The sequence below is a fragment of the Methyloceanibacter sp. genome, assembly GCF_050726195.1.
GTDB lineage: Bacteria > Pseudomonadota > Alphaproteobacteria > Rhizobiales > Methyloligellaceae > Methyloceanibacter.
In genome coordinates, this window is sequence record NZ_JBOHJC010000002.1 from 101,918 (window position 1) to 116,925 (window position 15,008).

A 15,008-nucleotide genomic window follows, 5' to 3' on the forward strand; every position below is an offset into this window, starting at 1 on the left:
AGAATCCTTGGTGGTTACCAGCGGTAGTGCGAGAACGCGCGGTTGGCTTCCGCCATGCGGTGCGTATCCTCGCGCTTCTTCACCGCGGTGCCGCGGTTGTTGACGGCATCGAGCAGCTCGCCGGAGAGCCGCTCGACCATGGTGTTCTCGTTGCGCCCGCGCGCCGCGGCGATGATCCAGCGGATGGCGAGTGCCTGACGGCGGTCGAGCCTGACCTCGACCGGAACCTGATAGGTGGCGCCGCCGACGCGCCGGGAGCGGACCTCGAGCGCCGGCATGACGTTCTTCAGCGCCTCATGGAACAGCTCGATCGGGTTCTGCTTGGCCTTGCGCTCCATCTGGTCGAGCGCGCCATAGACGATCCGCTCGGCGGCGGACTTCTTGCCTTCCTTCATGATGCTGTTCATGAACTTGGTGAGCACGATGTCCCCGAACTTGGGATCGGGGATGATCTCGCGCTTATCCGCTCTATGCCGCCTCGACATTTGGTCTAATCCGTTTCCTAAAAACGCGAAAACGACCCGCTACTTGGGTCGTTTGGCTCCGTATTTCGAACGCCTCTGCCGGCGGGCGCTGACGCCTTGGGTGTCGAGCACGCCGCGGATGATGTGATAGCGCACGCCGGGAAGGTCTTTCACGCGTCCGCCCCTGATCAGCACCACGGAGTGCTCCTGGAGGTTATGTCCCTCGCCCGGGATGTAGCTCGTCACCTCGAGCTGGTTGGTGAGCCGGACGCGAGCCACCTTCCGCAAGGCGGAGTTGGGTTTCTTCGGCGTCGTGGTGTAGACGCGCGTGCAGACCCCCCGCTTCTGCGGACAGGACTGCATGGCTGGCACCTTATTCCGCTTCACCGGCTGGCGGCGCGGCTTGCGGATCAACTGCTGAATCGTCGGCATGGCAGCCTTTAACGTCCAATCATTCCAAAGGGCGAATGCCCAACTATCTCAAGGGCGAAAGCCCACATCACTAGAGCCGAAGTGCGGGGCAACCCCCGCGTCCTTCAGCCCCTCAATACAGAGGACCTCGGAGGGCAATGCCCCCAAGATCTTGACCCTGATCTGATCCCGGTTAGTCCGGCAGCGTCTAACCCGCGCCCGAAGGCAACCAATTTAGTTGGGCTACCGCCTGCCGCGAAAGTGCGCGCGTTTTATCAGGCTGATTCTTCAATCGTCAAGGGTTTCAGGTGACAGAAATCAGTGATCAGAAATCAGAGGGTGCTTCGAAGCCCCTCTGACCCCTGATTTCTGACCTCTAACGCCTGACTATGCCGAGGCGCCCTCCTCCGCCGATTCTTCGGCCTCAATCTCCTCATGATCGGTCCGCTGCCGCTCCTCGAGGATCAAGTCGTCGCGGTGGGCGGCAATGCGGTTCAGCCTGGAGAGCATCCCGCCGGTCCCGGCCGGAATGAGCCGGCCGACGATGACGTTCTCCTTCAGGCCCTCGAGGGCGTCCGACTTGCCGTTTACGGCGGCGTCGGTGAGCACCCGCGTGGTCTCCTGGAACGAGGCCGCCGAGATGAACGACCGCGTCTGGAGGCTCGCTTTGGTGATGCCGAGTAGCACCGGCTGACCCGTGGCGGGCTTGCCGCCATTGGCCTCGACCGCGATGTTGGCGTCCTCGAAGTCGATGCGGTCCACCTGCTCGCCCTTGAGGAACTCGGTATCACCCGCCTCGTCCACCTCGATCTTCTGGAGCATCTGACGGACGATCACCTCGATGTGCTTGTCATTGATGGTGACGCCCTGGAGGCGGTAGACCTCCTGGATCTCGTTGACGAGATAGTTGGCGAGCTCCTCCACGCCCTTGATGGCGAGGATATCGTGCGGCGCCGGGTGCCCGTCGAGCAGGTACTCGCCCTTCTCGATGCGGTCGCCCTCCTGGACGGTCAGGTGCCGGCCCTTGGGGATCAGGAACTCGACCGGCTCCTGGCTCTCGTCGTCCGGGACGATGGTAATGCGCCGCTTGTTCTTGTAGTCGCGGCCTAGCTGCACAATGCCCGAGACCTCGGCGATGATGGCGTGATCCTTCGGACGCCGCGCCTCGAACAGCTCGGCGACGCGCGGCAGACCGCCCGTGATGTCGCGGGTCTTGGCGCTCTCCATGGGGATACGCGCCAGCACGTCGCCGGCGCTCACCTCATGACCGGGCTCGACCGACAACACCGCATCGACGGGAAGCAGGTAGCGCGCTTCGCCGCCGCGTGCGAGCTTGCCGATCTTGCCCTTCTTGTCCTTGATCACCATGGCCGGCCTAAGATCGACGCCGCGCGGCGAGGCGCGCCAATCGATGATCACGCTGTTGGTAATGCCGGTGGACTCGTCGCGCCGCTCGCTGACCGACACGCCCTCGACCAGATCCTCGAAGTCGACGGTGCCTTCGATCTCCGTCAGCACGGGACGCGTGTACGGATCCCACTCGGCGAGGCGATCGCCGCGCTTGACATGGGCGCCATCGTCGACGCGCAGATGCGTGCCATACGGCAAGCGGTGCACGGCGCGCTCGGTGCCCTCCTCGTCAACGATCACGATCGCTGTGTTGCGGCCCATGACCATGGCACGGCCTTGCGAGTCGTGCACGATGTTCTTCTGCTTGATCTTCACCGTGCCCTCGAAGTTCGACTCGAGAGACGACTGATCGACAACCTTGGAGCTCGCCACGCCGCCCAGGTGGAACGTGCGCATGGTGAGCTGGGTGCCCGGCTCGCCGATCGACTGCGCGGCGATGACGCCGACGGCCTCGCCCATGTTGACGGGCGTGCCGCGGGCGAGATCGCGCCCGTAGCACTTGGCGCAGATGCCGTTACGGGTCTCGCAGGTCAGCGCCGAGCGAATACGGATCTCCTGGACCCGGGCCTGCTCGATGGCCTCGACCTGCTCCTCCTCGATCAGCTCGCCGGCCTTGACAATGACCTTGCCGGTCGCCGGATTCTTGACGTTGTCGGCCGCGGTGCGGCCGAGCACGCGCTGGCCGAGCGACACGGTCACTTCGCCCGCCTCCAGGATGGCGCGGGCGGTGATGCCGCCGTCGGTGCCGCAATCCTCCTCGGTGACGATGCAATCCTGCGCCACGTCGACCAGACGCCGCGTGAGGTAGCCCGAGTTCGCCGTTTTCAACGCCGTGTCGGCCAGACCCTTACGGGCGCCGTGGGTCGAGTTGAAGTACTCGAGCACCGACAGCCCTTCCTTGAAGTTGGAGATGATCGGCGTCTCAATGATCTCGCCCGACGGCTTGGTCATCAGGCCGCGCATGCCGGCCAGCTGCTTCATCTGCGCAGGTGACCCGCGCGCTCCGGAGTGCGACATCATATAGATGGAGTTGATCGGCTTCTCGCGGCCGGTCTTCGGATCGCGCTCGACCGCCGAGATGCGCTTCATCATCTCCTTGGCAACCAGCTCGGTGCACTCGGTCCAGGTGTCGACAACCTTGTTGTACTTCTCGCCCCGGGTGATTAGGCCGTCATTGTACTGCTGCTCGTACTCGCGCACGAGTTCCGAGGTCTTGTGGACGATATCGTCCTTGGTCTCCGGGATCACCATGTCATCCTTGCCGAACGAGATGCCGGCGCGGCAGGCATAGGAGAAGCCGAGTCCCATGATCTTGTCGCAGAAGATGACCGTCTCCTTCTGACCGCAGTGGCGGTACACCACGTCGATCAAGTTGGAGATTTCCTTCTTGGTGAGGAGGCGGTTGACCAGATCGAAGCTCACTTCGGGCCGACGCGGCAGCAGCTCGCCGAGCAGCATGCGGCCGGGCGTCGTGTCATGAACCTGCGACACCTGGTTGCCCTTCTCGTCGACCGTGATAAAGCGGCCCTTGATCTTGGTGTGCAGGGTCACGACCTTGGCGTCGAGCGCGTGATGAATCTCGGCCACGTTGCCGAACATCATGCCCTCGCCCGGCTCGCCGTCCATGACCAGCGACAGATAGTAAAGGCCGAGCACGATATCCTGCGACGGCACGATGATCGGCGAACCGTTGGCCGGATGCAGGATGTTGTTGGTCGACATCATCAGGACGCGCGCCTCGAGCTGCGCCTCGAGCGACAGCGGCACGTGCACGGCCATCTGGTCGCCGTCGAAATCGGCGTTGAACGCCGCGCAGACGAGCGGGTGCAGCTGGATCGCCTTGCCCTCGATCAGCACCGGCTCGAACGCCTGAATGCCGAGGCGGTGCAAGGTCGGCGCGCGGTTGAGCAGGACCGGGTGCTCGCGGATCACCTCATCGAGGATATCCCACACCTCGGGCTTCTCCTTCTCCACCAGCTTCTTCGCCTGCTTCACGGTGGCGGCGTGGCCCTTGGCGTCGAGCCGCGCGTAGATGAATGGCTTGAACAGCTCCAACGCCATCTTCTTCGGCAGGCCGCACTGGTGCAGTTTGAGCTCGGGGCCGACCACGATCACCGAGCGGCCGGAGTAGTCGACGCGCTTGCCGAGCAGGTTCTGGCGGAACCGGCCCTGCTTGCCCTTCAGCATGTCGGCGAGCGACTTCAGCGGGCGCTTGTTTGCGCCGGTGATGACGCGGCCACGCCGTCCGTTGTCGAACAGCGCATCCACTGCCTCTTGCAGCATGCGCTTCTCGTTGCGGATTATGATGTCGGGCGCGCGGAGCTCCATCAGCCGCTTCAGCCGGTTGTTCCGGTTGATGACGCGGCGATAGAGATCATTGAGATCGGACGTCGCGAAGCGGCCGCCGTCGAGCGGCACCAACGGACGAAGCTCCGGCGGAATGACCGGAACCTCGGTCAGGATCATCCATTCCGGCCGGTTGCCCGATTGGATGAACGCCTCAACCACCTTCAGGCGCTTGGCGAGCTTCTTCGGCTTGAGCTCGGAGGTCGACTCGGCGATCTCCACGCGGAGATCGGCGGCGATCTTCTCAAGATCGAGACCCTTCAAGAGCTCGCGGATGGCCTCGGCGCCGATCGATGCGGTGAACGAGTCCTCGCCGAACTCCTCCTGCGCCTTCAGATATTCATCCTCAGACAGAAGCTGGAGCGGCTTGAGCGACGTCAAGCCGGGCTCGAGCACGATGTAGTTCTCGAAATAGAGCACACGCTCGAGGTCCTTCAGCGTCATGTCGAGCAGAAGGCCGATGCGGGACGGCAGCGACTTCAGGAACCAGATATGCGCGACCGGCGCGGCAAGCTCGATATGGCCCATGCGCTCGCGCCGGACCTTGGCGAGCGTCACCTCGACGCCGCACTTCTCGCAAATGACGCCCTTGTACTTCATGCGCTTGTACTTGCCGCACAAGCACTCGTAGTCCTTTACCGGGCCGAAGATGCGCGCGCAGAACAGACCGTCGCGCTCCGGCTTGAAGGTGCGGTAGTTGATCGTCTCCGGCTTCTTGATCTCCCCGTACGACCACGAGCGGATCTTCTCAGGGCTCGCGATACCGATGCGAATCTGATCGAAGTTCTGCTGCTGGGTCTGAGGACTAAAGAGGTTGACGATTTCTTGGTTCATTTTCTTCTCTCCCAACGGGCGGCTCCGCCGCCCTTCGGTTGGTCGTAATCGGATACAGGTTCGAGCCTAGGGGCGGGGCTCACTCGGCCGCGGGCCGCGGCAACCGCGCCCGTTGCGGCTGCTGCTCCTCAGGCTTCGGCTGCACCAACTCGACATTCAATCCCAACGCACGCATTTCCTTGACGAGCACGTTGAACGACTCGGGGATGCCCGCCTCGAACGTGTCATCGCCGCGGACGATCGCCTCGTACACCTTGGTCCGGCCGGCCACGTCGTCGGACTTCACGGTCAGCATCTCTTGCAGCGTGTAGGCGGCGCCGTACGCTTCGAGCGCCCACACCTCCATCTCGCCGAACCGCTGGCCGCCGAACTGTGCCTTGCCACCCAGCGGCTGCTGGGTCACGAGGCTGTAAGGTCCGATCGAGCGCGCGTGGATCTTGTCGTCGACGAGGTGGTGGAGCTTCAGCATATAGATGTAGCCCACTGTCACCTTACGCTCGAACTCTTCGCCCGAGCGGCCGTCGTAGAGCGTCACCTGACCCGACGAATCGAGCCCGGCCGCCTCCAGCATCGCCGTGACGTCCCGCTCATGGGCGCCGTCGAACACCGGCGTCGCCACCGGCACGCCGGCGGCGAGGCTCTGGCTCACCTCGATGAGGTGCTCGTCCTTCAGGGCGGCAATCGCCTTGTCGTCGCCGTAGATCGTCTTGAGCAGATCCTTGAGCGGCTTCGGCCTGTGCGACTCCTGGTAGGCGTGCAGCGCCTCGCCGATCTTGTTGCCCAGACCGCGGCACGCCCAGCCGAGATGCGTCTCGAGAATCTGGCCGACGTTCATGCGGCTCGGCACGCCGAGCGGGTTCAGCACGATGTCGACCGGGGTCCCATCCTCGAGATACGGCATGTCCTCGATCGGCACGATCTGGCTGATCACGCCCTTGTTGCCGTGCCGGCCGGCCATCTTGTCGCCGGGCTGGACCTTGCGCTTAACGGCGACGAAGACCTTGACCATTTTCATTACGCCGGGCGGCAGCTCGTCGCCGCGCTGGAGCTTGTCGACCTTGTCGACGAAGCGCTGCTCGAGCCGCTTCTTTGCCTCTTCGTATTGACGGCCGATCGCCTCGACCTCGGCCATGGCCTTGTCGTTCTTGAGCGCGATCTCCCACCAATGGCTGCGCGCGACTTCGTCGAGCAAAGCTTCGGTGATCTTGGCGTCCTTCTTGATGCCCTTCGGGCCCTTGGCCACGACCTTGTGCATCAACACGTCCTTCAGACGGCCGTAGACGTTGCGGTCGAGGATGGCAAGCTCGTCGTCGCGATCCTTGGCGAGCCGCTCGATCTCCTCGCGCTCGATCGCCATGGCGCGCTCGTCCTTCTCGACGCCGTGGCGGTTGAACACCCGCACTTCGACCACCGTGCCAGACACACCGGGCGGCAGCTTGAGCGAGGTGTCGCGCACGTCGGAAGCCTTCTCGCCGAAGATGGCGCGAAGCAGCTTCTCCTCCGGCGTCATCGGGCTTTCGCCCTTGGGCGTGATCTTGCCCACCAGGATGTCGCCGGGGTTCACTTCGGCGCCGATATAGACGATGCCCGCCTCGTCGAGATTCTTGAGCGCCTCTTCCGAGACATTGGGAATGTCGCGGGTGATTTCCTCCGGCCCGAGCTTGGTGTCGCGCGCCATCACCTCGAACTCCTCAATATGGATCGAGGTGAACACGTCGTCACGCACCACGCGCTCGGAGATGAGGATGGAGTCCTCGAAGTTGTAGCCCATCCACGGCATGAACGCGACGAGCACGTTGCGGCCCAGCGCGAGCTCGCCGAGATCGGTCGACGGCCCGTCGGCGATGATCTCGCCGGACTGCACGTAGTCGCCCACGCGCACCAGAGGCCGCTGGTTGATGCAGGTGTTCTGGTTCGAGCGCTGGAACTTGCGCAGGTTGTAAATGTCGACGCCGGACTTCGAAGGATCGGTCTCCTCCGTCGCCCGGACAACGATACGCGTGGCATCCACCTGATCGACAATGCCGGTGCGGCGGGCGCCAATGGCGGCGCCTGAATCGCGCGCCACCACCTCTTCCATGCCGGTGCCGACCAGCGGCGCCTCCGCCGTGATCAACGGCACGGCCTGGCGCTGCATGTTGGAGCCCATCAGCGCGCGGTTCGCGTCGTCGTTCTCGAGGAACGGAATGAGCGCGGCCGCCACCGACACGAGCTGCTTCGGCGACACGTCGATGAGATCGACCTTCTCGCGGGGATAGAGCTCCACGTCGCCGGCGTGCCGGCAGACGATGAGATCCTCGACGAAGCTGCCGTTCGGCGAAAGCTGGGCATTCGCCTGTGCGATGACGTAGCGCGCCTCCTCCATGGCCGAGAGATAGACCACCTCGTCGGTCACTTTGCCCTTCACCACGCGGCGGTACGGGCTCTCGATGAAACCGTACTTGTTAACCCGCGCGTAGGTGGCGAGCGAATTGATGAGGCCGATATTCGGACCTTCCGGCGTCTCGATCGGGCAGATGCGCCCGTAATGGGTCGGGTGCACGTCGCGCACCTCGAAGCCGGCGCGCTCGCGCGTGAGGCCACCGGGCCCAAGCGCCGACAGGCGCCGCTTGTGGGTGATCTCCGACAGCGGATTGGTCTGGTCCATGAACTGCGACAGTTGCGAGGAACCGAAGAACTCGCGCACCGCGGCGGCCGCGGGTTTGGCGTTGATCAGATCCTGCGGCATCACCGTGTCGATATCGACCGAGCTCATGCGCTCCTTGATAGCGCGCTCCATGCGGAGCAGGCCGACGCGATACTGGTTCTCCATCAGCTCGCCGACCGAGCGCACCCGGCGGTTGCCGAGATGGTCGATGTCGTCGATCTCTCCCTTGCCGTCGCGCAGGCCGACCAAGGTCTTGATGACGGCGAGGATATCCTCTTTGCGCAAGGTGCGCACGGTGTCGGGCGCATCGAGGTCGAGGCGCATGTTCATCTTGACCCGGCCCACGGCCGACAGGTCGTAGCGCTCGGAATCGAAGAAGATGCCGTTGAACAGCGTCTGCGCCGCCTCCGGCGTCGGCGGCTCGCCCGGACGCATCACCCGGTAAATGTCGAGCAGCGCCTCGTCGGTGTTCGAATTTTTGTCGATGGCGAGCGTGTTGCGGATGAATGCGCCGATATTGACGTGATCGATGTCGAGGATCGGGATCTCTTTGAGCCCAAGATCCTTCAACGTGGCGAGCAGCTTCTCGTCGATCTCCTCGCCCGCCTCGCCATAGATCTCGCCCGTCTCCAGGTTGACGATATCCTGGGCGAGATAGCGGCCGAAGAGGTCCTGGTCGCTGATGAGCAACTCCTTGAGGCCTTCGTCGGCGAGCTTGTTGGCTAGACGCGCCGTAACTTTGCGGCCGGCCTCGATCGCCACTTTGCCGGTCTTGGCGTCGATCAGGTCGGTGGTCGGCTTGATGCCGCGCATGCGATCGGGGCGGAACGGCATGCGCCATCCCTCCTTGGTCGCCTTGAGGACGATGCGGTCGTAGAACGTCGACAGGATCTCCTCGTCGTCAAGCCCGAGCGCATAGAGCAAGGTCGTCACCGGCAGCTTGCGCCGGCGGTCGATGCGCACATAGACGACGTCCTTGGCGTCGAACTCGAAGTCGAGCCACGAGCCGCGATAGGGAATGATGCGAGCGGCGAACAGGAGCTTGCCCGAGGAGTGCGTCTTGCCGCGGTCATGGTCGAAGAACACGCCCGGAGAGCGATGCATCTGCGAGACGATCACGCGCTCGGTGCCATTGATGACGAACGTGCCGTTCGAGGTCATCAGCGGCATGTCGCCCATATAGACGTCCTGCTCCTTGATGTCCTTGACGGAGCGGGCGCCGGTCTCCTCGTTGACATCGAACACGATGAGCCGGAGCGTCACCTTGAGCGGCGCGGCGTAGGTCATGCCGCGCTGCTGGCACTCCTCGACGTCGTATTTCGGCAGCTCGAACGCGTAGCGGACGAACTCGAGCTGGGCGCGCTCGCCGAAGTCCCTAATGGGAAACACGGAGCGGAATACCGACTGGAGCCCCTCGTCGCCGCGGCCGCCTTCGGGCTCCTCGACCATCAGGAACTGATCGTAGGATTGCTTTTGAACCTCGATGAGGTTCGGCATCTCGGCCACTTCAACAATGTGGCCGAACATCTTCCGGTATCGCTTGTGACCATTAGTCTGCTGCGCCATGTGGTCCTCTTGGGCTCGTCGCGACGGCTCGCCGGAGACTCCACGCTGTGGGCGCGGAGACTCTGGAGACCGGTCACATCACTCGATTTAGGTGGGTTTGGGGGCCCGGGTCGAACCCCCCTATATGGGGCCGGCCCGGGCGCCTTTCAACCCGAGTTTACTTCAGCTCGACCGTGGCTCCCGCCGCTTCGAGCTGCTTCTTGACCTTCTCGGCCTCGTCCTTGGACACGCCTTCCTTCACGGGCTTCGGCGCGCCTTCGACAAGGTCCTTGGCCTCCTTCAGGCCAAGGCTGGTGACTGCCCTCACCTCCTTGATCACATTGATCTTCTGGGCTCCGGCTGCGGTCAGGATGACGTCGAATTCCGTCTTCTCCTCAGCCACAGCGGCCTCGCCGCTGCCGCCGGCGGCGGCCATCATGGCCACGGGCGCTGCGGCCGAAACGCCCCATTTCTCTTCCAGCAACTTGGCGAGCTCGGCGGCCTCAAGCACCGTGAGGGTCGAAAGCTCGTCCACAATTTTCTGCAGGTCTGCCATTGGTTTGTCCTCGTATGTTCAACTCTCGTATTGGGTTTCCAGCGTCACGCCGCCGCTTCCTTGCTGCCATAGGCCGCAAACAGCCGCGCAAGTTGGGCGCCGGGTTCGTTCAAGGTGCGGGCGATCTTGCTCGCCGGCGCCTGAATGAGGCCGATCAACTTGCTGCGCAGTTCGTCGAGCGATGGCAGTTCGGCAAGCGAGCTCACCGCCTTGGCATCGAGCACCGTGGCGCCCATCGCGCCGCCGAGGATCACGAACTTCTCGTTCCCCCTGGCGAACTTGACGGCCACCTTCGGCGCCGCCATGGGATCGTCGGAAAACGCGAGGCATGTCGGCCCCTTCAAAAGATCCGCGATACCCTTGGCGTCGGTACCTTCCAGCGCGAGCTTCACGAGCCTATTCTTCGCAACCTTGACCCGGCCGCCAGCGCTTCGCATATCGCTGCGCAACTTGGTCATGTCGGCGACCGACAGGCCCGCATAATGAGCGACGACGACGACGCCGGTCTTGGCGAAGACGTCGTGAAGCGCTGACACGACTTCGCGCTTCTCAGCTCTTTCCATGCTCACTCCGTCTCTTAGAGGCCGCGAGCAAAGTTCGCGGCCTTCGGCCACAACGTGCCGCTCGAAGTCCGGGGCAAGGCACGAAGCCGCCCCGCTCTTGCAAGCGGCGCTCTGTTGCCTGTCCCGCTCGCACGCGAAATTGCGTTAGAGCCACATACGAGGTTCAAACCGATCTCCTGGTTGCGGCAGTCCCGCATCCATCGAACCGTTCGTCTCCCGTCTCATGCAGGCCCGAAAGGCTTAAGCGGTTTCCCGCACCTGCAATCTCGGACAGGTTTGGATCGCTTGGACTGCCAAGCGATCCTTCGGGACCGAGGTCCCGAAATTCTTGTCACTACCCGCTGCCGAGGCTCGCGGGCTCGACCTTGACGCCGGGCCCCATGGTGGAGGTCACGGCGATCTTCTTCATAAACGTTCCCTTGGCGCCCGAGGGTTTCGCCTTCATCACCGCGTCGGCGAACGCGCGGATGTTCTCCACCAGCGCCTGCTCGCTGAAGCTCGCTTTGCCGACACCGGCATGGATGAGCCCGGCCTTCTCGACGCGGAACTCCACCGCGCCGCCCTTTGCCGCCTTCACGGCCGGGCCGATATCGGCGGTGACGGTGCCGACCTTCGGGTTCGGCATCAGGCCGCGGGGCCCGAGGACCTTACCCAGGCGTCCGACGAGCGGCATCATGTCCGGCGTGGCGATGCAGCGGTCGAACTCGATCACGCCCTTCTGCACCTGCTCGACGAGATCCTCCGCGCCCACCAAGTCGGCGCCAGCCTTCTTCGCCTCTTCCGCCTTGGCGCCCTTGGCAAAGACGGCGACGCGCAACTTGCGCCCCGAGCCGTGCGGCAAGGCGCACACACCACGCACCATCTGGTCGGCGTGGCGCGGATCGACGCCGAGATTCATGGAAATCTCGATCGTCTCGTCGAACTTGGCTTTCGCCCCCTCCTTCACCAGCTTCACCGCCTCTTCGATCGCGTAGAGCTTCTCGTGATCGATCGGCTCGGCGGCCGCGCGAAACCTTTTGCCGGGTTTGCTCATTGTCTACTCCTGCACCTCGAGACCCATCGAGCGGGCGGACCCGGCGATGATCTTCATCGCTTGCTCGACGGAATTGGCGTTCAAATCCTGCATTTTAAGCTCGGCGATCTCGCGGAGCTGCGCCTGCGTCACACTGCCTGCGCCCGTGCGGCCCGGCTCCTTGGAGCCCTTGCCGATACTCGCCGCCTTCTTGAGCAGAAAGGACGCCGGCGGCGTCTTCATCTCGAACGAGAACGAGCGGTCGGCATAGACCGTGATCACCGTCGGGATCGGCGAGCCCGGCTCGAGCTTTTGCGTCGCCGCGTTGAACTGCTTGCAGAACTCCGGGATGTTGACCCCGCGCTGACCGAGCGCAGGTCCGATAGGCGGCGAGGGATTCGCCTGCCCCGCCGGTACCTGCAGCTTGATGTAACCGTCTATCTTCTTCGCCATCCCTTACACGTCCCGCGTTCCCGCTTATCTCACGCGAAGCTCTCAGAGCTTCTCCACTTGCGCATATTCCAGCTCGACCGGCGTTGCCCGGCCGAAGATCGATACCGCCACCTTGAGCCGCGCCCGCTCCTCGTCGACCTCTTCGACGAGGCCGTTGAACGAGGCGAACGGACCGTCGGCGACGCGCACCTGCTCGCCGATCTCGAAGGTAACCGACGGCTTCGGCCGCTCGACGCCCTCCTGCACCTGCTGCAGGATCCGCCCGGCCTCCTCCTCGGTGATCGGGATCGGCTTGTTGTCGGTGCCGAGAAAGCCCGTGACCTTCGGCGTCGACTTGATCAGGTGATAGGTCTCGTCGTTGAGATCCATCTTCACCAGCACGTAGCCCGGAAAGAACTTGCGCTCGGAGGCGATCTTGCGGCCGCGGCGCATCTCCACGACCTCCTCCATTGGCACCAGCACCTCCTCGAACTTGTCGCCCAGTCCGGCGGCGGCGGAGCGCTCCCTGATGGACTCCGCGACCTTCCGCTCGAAGTTCGAATAGGCGTGGACGATGTACCAGCGCATTGCCATCGGACTACCGGCCCATACCCAGAACGAACTTGACGAGGATGCTCAACACCCAATCGACACCGAGGAAGAACAGCGCCGCGGCGAATGACATGAGGATCACCATGAAAGCGGTGATCAGCGTCTCCCGGCGCGTCGGCCAGGTGACCTTGGACACCTCGGTCCGCACCTGCTGGATAAACTCAAACGGATTCGTTCTCGCCATCTCTGTCCTTGCCGCGGGAACCTGTTCCGGTCCCTTGTCCTTCTTGTTTGAGCCCCTGACCGTGGCAGGAGTGGAGGGACTCGAACCCCCAACCCCCGGTTTTGGAGACCGGTGCTCTAGCCAGTTGAGCTACACTCCTATTCAGGTTCAGAAGTCAGAAATCGGAACTCAGAACTCTTCGCGCTGACTCTGTCGCCCATTTTCCGTTGCTCTTTCTTGCCCTTATCTCTGTGCTTCGATCTGATTTCTGATCTCTGACTTCTGATCCCTGGAGCGGGTGAAGGGAATCGAACCCTCGTATTCAGCTTGGAAGGCTGCTGCTCTACCATTGAGCTACACCCGCATCAGGATTCAGAAATCAGAAGTCAGAAGTCAGAATCAGCGCCGCGAGTGCTATCTCGTCCGTTCCCTCTAAATCTCATCGATCCCTTCTGATGTCCGAGTTCTGCTCTCTGATCCCTGAATGGTGGAGGGGGTTGGATTCGAACCAACGTAGGCATAGCCAACGGGTTTACAGCCCGTCCCCTTTAGCCACTCGGGCACCCCTCCTTGGAGTTCAGATGGATTGACTGGTGATTGTAACCAAGCAAAAACACCCCGCCGTCGGCCGGCAGGGTCCGCAATTGGTGCGTTTATGGGTAGCCATTTGCCCTCTGTCAACTGTAAATCAAGGCGAGCGGACTGGATTTCCTAGGTTTTATCGTCCTAGCCGCCCCTCCCGCCGAGCCACAAACGAACCCATGCCCCGCCAAAAACGTAAGTTTTCCAAACCCTTCGTTCAAGGGCAACGCGGCAAGGCAAGGCCCCCGCGGAGCCGTCCTGAGAGCGACGGGACGATGATCTTCGGACTCCATGCCGTCGAGGCGGCTTTAACCAACCCAAATCGGCCCGTCCTCCGTCTTCTCGCCACGGAGAACGCCGCGCACCGGCTCGGCCCCCTCCTCGCCCGGCTCAAGCTGACGCCCGAGCCAGTCACGCCGAGGGATCTCGACCGGCTCTTGGGTCCCGACACCGTGCATCAGGGCATCCTCCTCGAGACCGAGCCTCTACCGCCGGTCGGCCTCGACGACGTCGATCCGCACGGCATCCTTCTCGTCCTCGACCAGGTGACCGACCCGCAGAATGTCGGCGCGGCGCTGCGTTCGGCTGCCGCCTTCGGCGCTTCGGGGCTTGTCTTGACCGAGCGGCACAGCCCGCCGCTTTCAGGCGCGCTCGCCAAGGCGGCGAGTGGCGCGCTCGACCTCGTGCCCATCGTGCACGTCAAGAATCTGGCGCAGGCGCTGACCGAACTCGGCGAGCGCGGCGTCTTGCGCGTCGGTCTGGCGGAGGAAGCGGACGAGGCGCTCGAGGAAGCTGTGCTCACACGGCCGCTCGCGCTCGTCCTCGGCGCCGAAGGTAAAGGTTTACGCCAGCTGACGCGCGAGCGTTGCGACGTCTTATGCCGCATCTCGACGGCGAGCGCGCTCGCAAGCCTCAACGTCTCCAACGCCGCGGCCATCGCCATGCATTGGGCGCGCCTCAAGACCCGCTAGTCGCAAACCTCTGTCCCGTCATGCCCGGCCTTGTGCCGGGCAGCGCACAGTTAGTTGCAGAAGCGGCGGCCGAACGAATCGTACCAGCAGTTCCTGCGCCAATAGGTGTTGCAGGTGCTTAAGCCGCACTCGCCCCAATAGGCGGGCTGCTTGTAATAGGCGTAGTAGGCCGGCGCCTGATAGCGATACGCGGTCGGGCCGGGTGGCAGACCGCACGGCGCAACGCAAGGCGCGGGTGCCACGGCGACTGGCGCAGCGCACGGCGCAACACAAGGGGCAGGCGCCACGACACGAGGCCTCATCCGGCGGAGCGGGATGGGATTGGGAGCGGGAACGAGAACGGCGGCGTTGCAGCGCCAGCCGGCGCGGCACCAGCCGGCATCCGCTTCGTCGACCGCCGTCACACCGACGCCAACCGCCAGCGCCAGCACGGCGGCAACACTCAACACGACTTTCATCT

The 15,008-nt window shown here is 63.6% G+C and carries 12 protein-coding genes and 3 tRNA genes; 1 reads left to right on the plus strand and 14 read right to left on the minus strand.

Going from position 1 to position 15,008, the window contains the following annotated elements:
• Nucleotides 1-14: 14 nt before the first annotated feature.
• The 13 genes from rpsG to ACRECX_RS01965 form a co-directional block, all read right to left on the minus strand.
• Nucleotides 15-485, minus strand: a complete 471-nt coding sequence (gene rpsG / locus ACRECX_RS01905; protein ID WP_431557123.1) for a 30S ribosomal protein S7 — start codon at nucleotides 483-485, stop codon at nucleotides 15-17.
• A 39-nt stretch (nucleotides 486-524) separates the two neighbouring features.
• Nucleotides 525-896 (minus strand): 30S ribosomal protein S12, encoded by a 372-nt coding sequence (gene rpsL / locus ACRECX_RS01910; RefSeq protein WP_431557124.1) that lies wholly within the window; start codon nucleotides 894-896, stop codon nucleotides 525-527.
• A 366-nt stretch (nucleotides 897-1,262) separates the two neighbouring features.
• Nucleotides 1,263-5,465 (minus strand): DNA-directed RNA polymerase subunit beta', encoded by a 4,203-nt coding sequence (gene rpoC, locus ACRECX_RS01915; protein WP_431557125.1) that lies wholly within the window; start codon nucleotides 5,463-5,465, stop codon nucleotides 1,263-1,265.
• 79 nt (nucleotides 5,466-5,544) lie between these two features.
• Nucleotides 5,545-9,678: a DNA-directed RNA polymerase subunit beta gene (gene rpoB, locus ACRECX_RS01920; RefSeq protein WP_431557126.1), complete on the minus strand. Its 4,134-nt coding sequence runs from the start codon at nucleotides 9,676-9,678 to the stop codon at nucleotides 5,545-5,547.
• A gap of 157 nt (nucleotides 9,679-9,835) precedes the next feature.
• Nucleotides 9,836-10,213 carry a 50S ribosomal protein L7/L12 gene (gene rplL / locus ACRECX_RS01925; protein WP_431557127.1) on the minus strand — a complete coding sequence of 126 codons (378 nt, stop codon included), beginning with the start codon at nucleotides 10,211-10,213 and terminating at the stop codon, nucleotides 9,836-9,838.
• 44 nt (nucleotides 10,214-10,257) lie between these two features.
• The gene (gene rplJ, locus ACRECX_RS01930; protein WP_431557128.1) at nucleotides 10,258-10,776 is read right to left on the minus strand and encodes a 50S ribosomal protein L10; all 519 of its coding nucleotides are present in this window, start codon (nucleotides 10,774-10,776) and stop codon (nucleotides 10,258-10,260) included.
• Between the two features lie 334 nt (nucleotides 10,777-11,110).
• The gene (rplA, locus tag ACRECX_RS01935; protein WP_431557129.1) at nucleotides 11,111-11,809 is read right to left on the minus strand and encodes a 50S ribosomal protein L1; all 699 of its coding nucleotides are present in this window, start codon (nucleotides 11,807-11,809) and stop codon (nucleotides 11,111-11,113) included.
• Between the two features lie 3 nt (nucleotides 11,810-11,812).
• Complete coding sequence (rplK, locus tag ACRECX_RS01940; RefSeq protein ID WP_431557130.1) at nucleotides 11,813-12,241, minus strand: 50S ribosomal protein L11; 429 nt, start codon at nucleotides 12,239-12,241, stop codon at nucleotides 11,813-11,815.
• 42 nt (nucleotides 12,242-12,283) lie between these two features.
• The gene (gene nusG, locus ACRECX_RS01945) at nucleotides 12,284-12,814 is read right to left on the minus strand and encodes a transcription termination/antitermination protein NusG (protein WP_431557131.1); all 531 of its coding nucleotides are present in this window, start codon (nucleotides 12,812-12,814) and stop codon (nucleotides 12,284-12,286) included.
• Nucleotides 12,815-12,818: 4 nt separating this feature from the next.
• On the minus strand, nucleotides 12,819-13,016 hold the full coding sequence (secE, locus tag ACRECX_RS01950) for a preprotein translocase subunit SecE (RefSeq protein WP_431557132.1): 198 nt from the start codon (nucleotides 13,014-13,016) through the stop codon (nucleotides 12,819-12,821).
• A gap of 62 nt (nucleotides 13,017-13,078) precedes the next feature.
• A tRNA-Trp gene (locus ACRECX_RS01955) sits at nucleotides 13,079-13,155 on the minus strand.
• A gap of 130 nt (nucleotides 13,156-13,285) precedes the next feature.
• Nucleotides 13,286-13,359: transfer RNA gene (locus ACRECX_RS01960), tRNA-Gly, on the minus strand.
• 121 nt (nucleotides 13,360-13,480) lie between these two features.
• Nucleotides 13,481-13,565 (minus strand) — tRNA-Tyr (locus ACRECX_RS01965).
• A 191-nt stretch (nucleotides 13,566-13,756) separates the two neighbouring features.
• Here ACRECX_RS01965 and rlmB point away from each other — a divergent pair.
• Nucleotides 13,757-14,548, plus strand: coding sequence for a 23S rRNA (guanosine(2251)-2'-O)-methyltransferase RlmB (gene rlmB, locus ACRECX_RS01970; RefSeq protein WP_431557133.1), 792 nt, complete (start codon nucleotides 13,757-13,759; stop codon nucleotides 14,546-14,548).
• Between the two features lie 50 nt (nucleotides 14,549-14,598).
• Here the strand turns inward: rlmB and ACRECX_RS01975 are convergent, their stop codons facing one another.
• Nucleotides 14,599-15,006, minus strand: coding sequence for a hypothetical protein (locus ACRECX_RS01975; RefSeq protein WP_431557134.1), 408 nt, complete (start codon nucleotides 15,004-15,006; stop codon nucleotides 14,599-14,601).
• Nucleotides 15,007-15,008 lie beyond the last annotated feature (2 nt).

What these genes read in the sequence shown, in the direction of transcription:
- ACRECX_RS01975 (WP_431557134.1), bottom strand. Translation starts at nt 15,006, where the DNA reads ATGAAAGTCGTGTTGAGTGTTGCCGCCGTGCTGGCGCTGGCGGTTGGC.
- rplA (WP_431557129.1), bottom strand. Translation starts at nt 11,809, where the DNA reads ATGAGCAAACCCGGCAAAAGGTTTCGCGCGGCCGCCGAGCCGATCGAT.
- secE (WP_431557132.1), bottom strand. Translation starts at nt 13,016, where the DNA reads ATGGCGAGAACGAATCCGTTTGAGTTTATCCAGCAGGTGCGGACCGAG.
- rlmB (WP_431557133.1), top strand. Translation starts at nt 13,757, where the DNA reads ATGCCCCGCCAAAAACGTAAGTTTTCCAAACCCTTCGTTCAAGGGCAA.
- rpoB (WP_431557126.1), bottom strand. Translation starts at nt 9,678, where the DNA reads ATGGCGCAGCAGACTAATGGTCACAAGCGATACCGGAAGATGTTCGGC.
- rplK (WP_431557130.1), bottom strand. Translation starts at nt 12,241, where the DNA reads ATGGCGAAGAAGATAGACGGTTACATCAAGCTGCAGGTACCGGCGGGG.
- rplJ (WP_431557128.1), bottom strand. Translation starts at nt 10,776, where the DNA reads ATGGAAAGAGCTGAGAAGCGCGAAGTCGTGTCAGCGCTTCACGACGTC.
- rpoC (WP_431557125.1), bottom strand. Translation starts at nt 5,465, where the DNA reads ATGAACCAAGAAATCGTCAACCTCTTTAGTCCTCAGACCCAGCAGCAG.
- rpsL (WP_431557124.1), bottom strand. Translation starts at nt 896, where the DNA reads ATGCCGACGATTCAGCAGTTGATCCGCAAGCCGCGCCGCCAGCCGGTG.
- rpsG (WP_431557123.1), bottom strand. Translation starts at nt 485, where the DNA reads ATGTCGAGGCGGCATAGAGCGGATAAGCGCGAGATCATCCCCGATCCC.
- nusG (WP_431557131.1), bottom strand. Translation starts at nt 12,814, where the DNA reads ATGGCAATGCGCTGGTACATCGTCCACGCCTATTCGAACTTCGAGCGG.
- rplL (WP_431557127.1), bottom strand. Translation starts at nt 10,213, where the DNA reads ATGGCAGACCTGCAGAAAATTGTGGACGAGCTTTCGACCCTCACGGTG.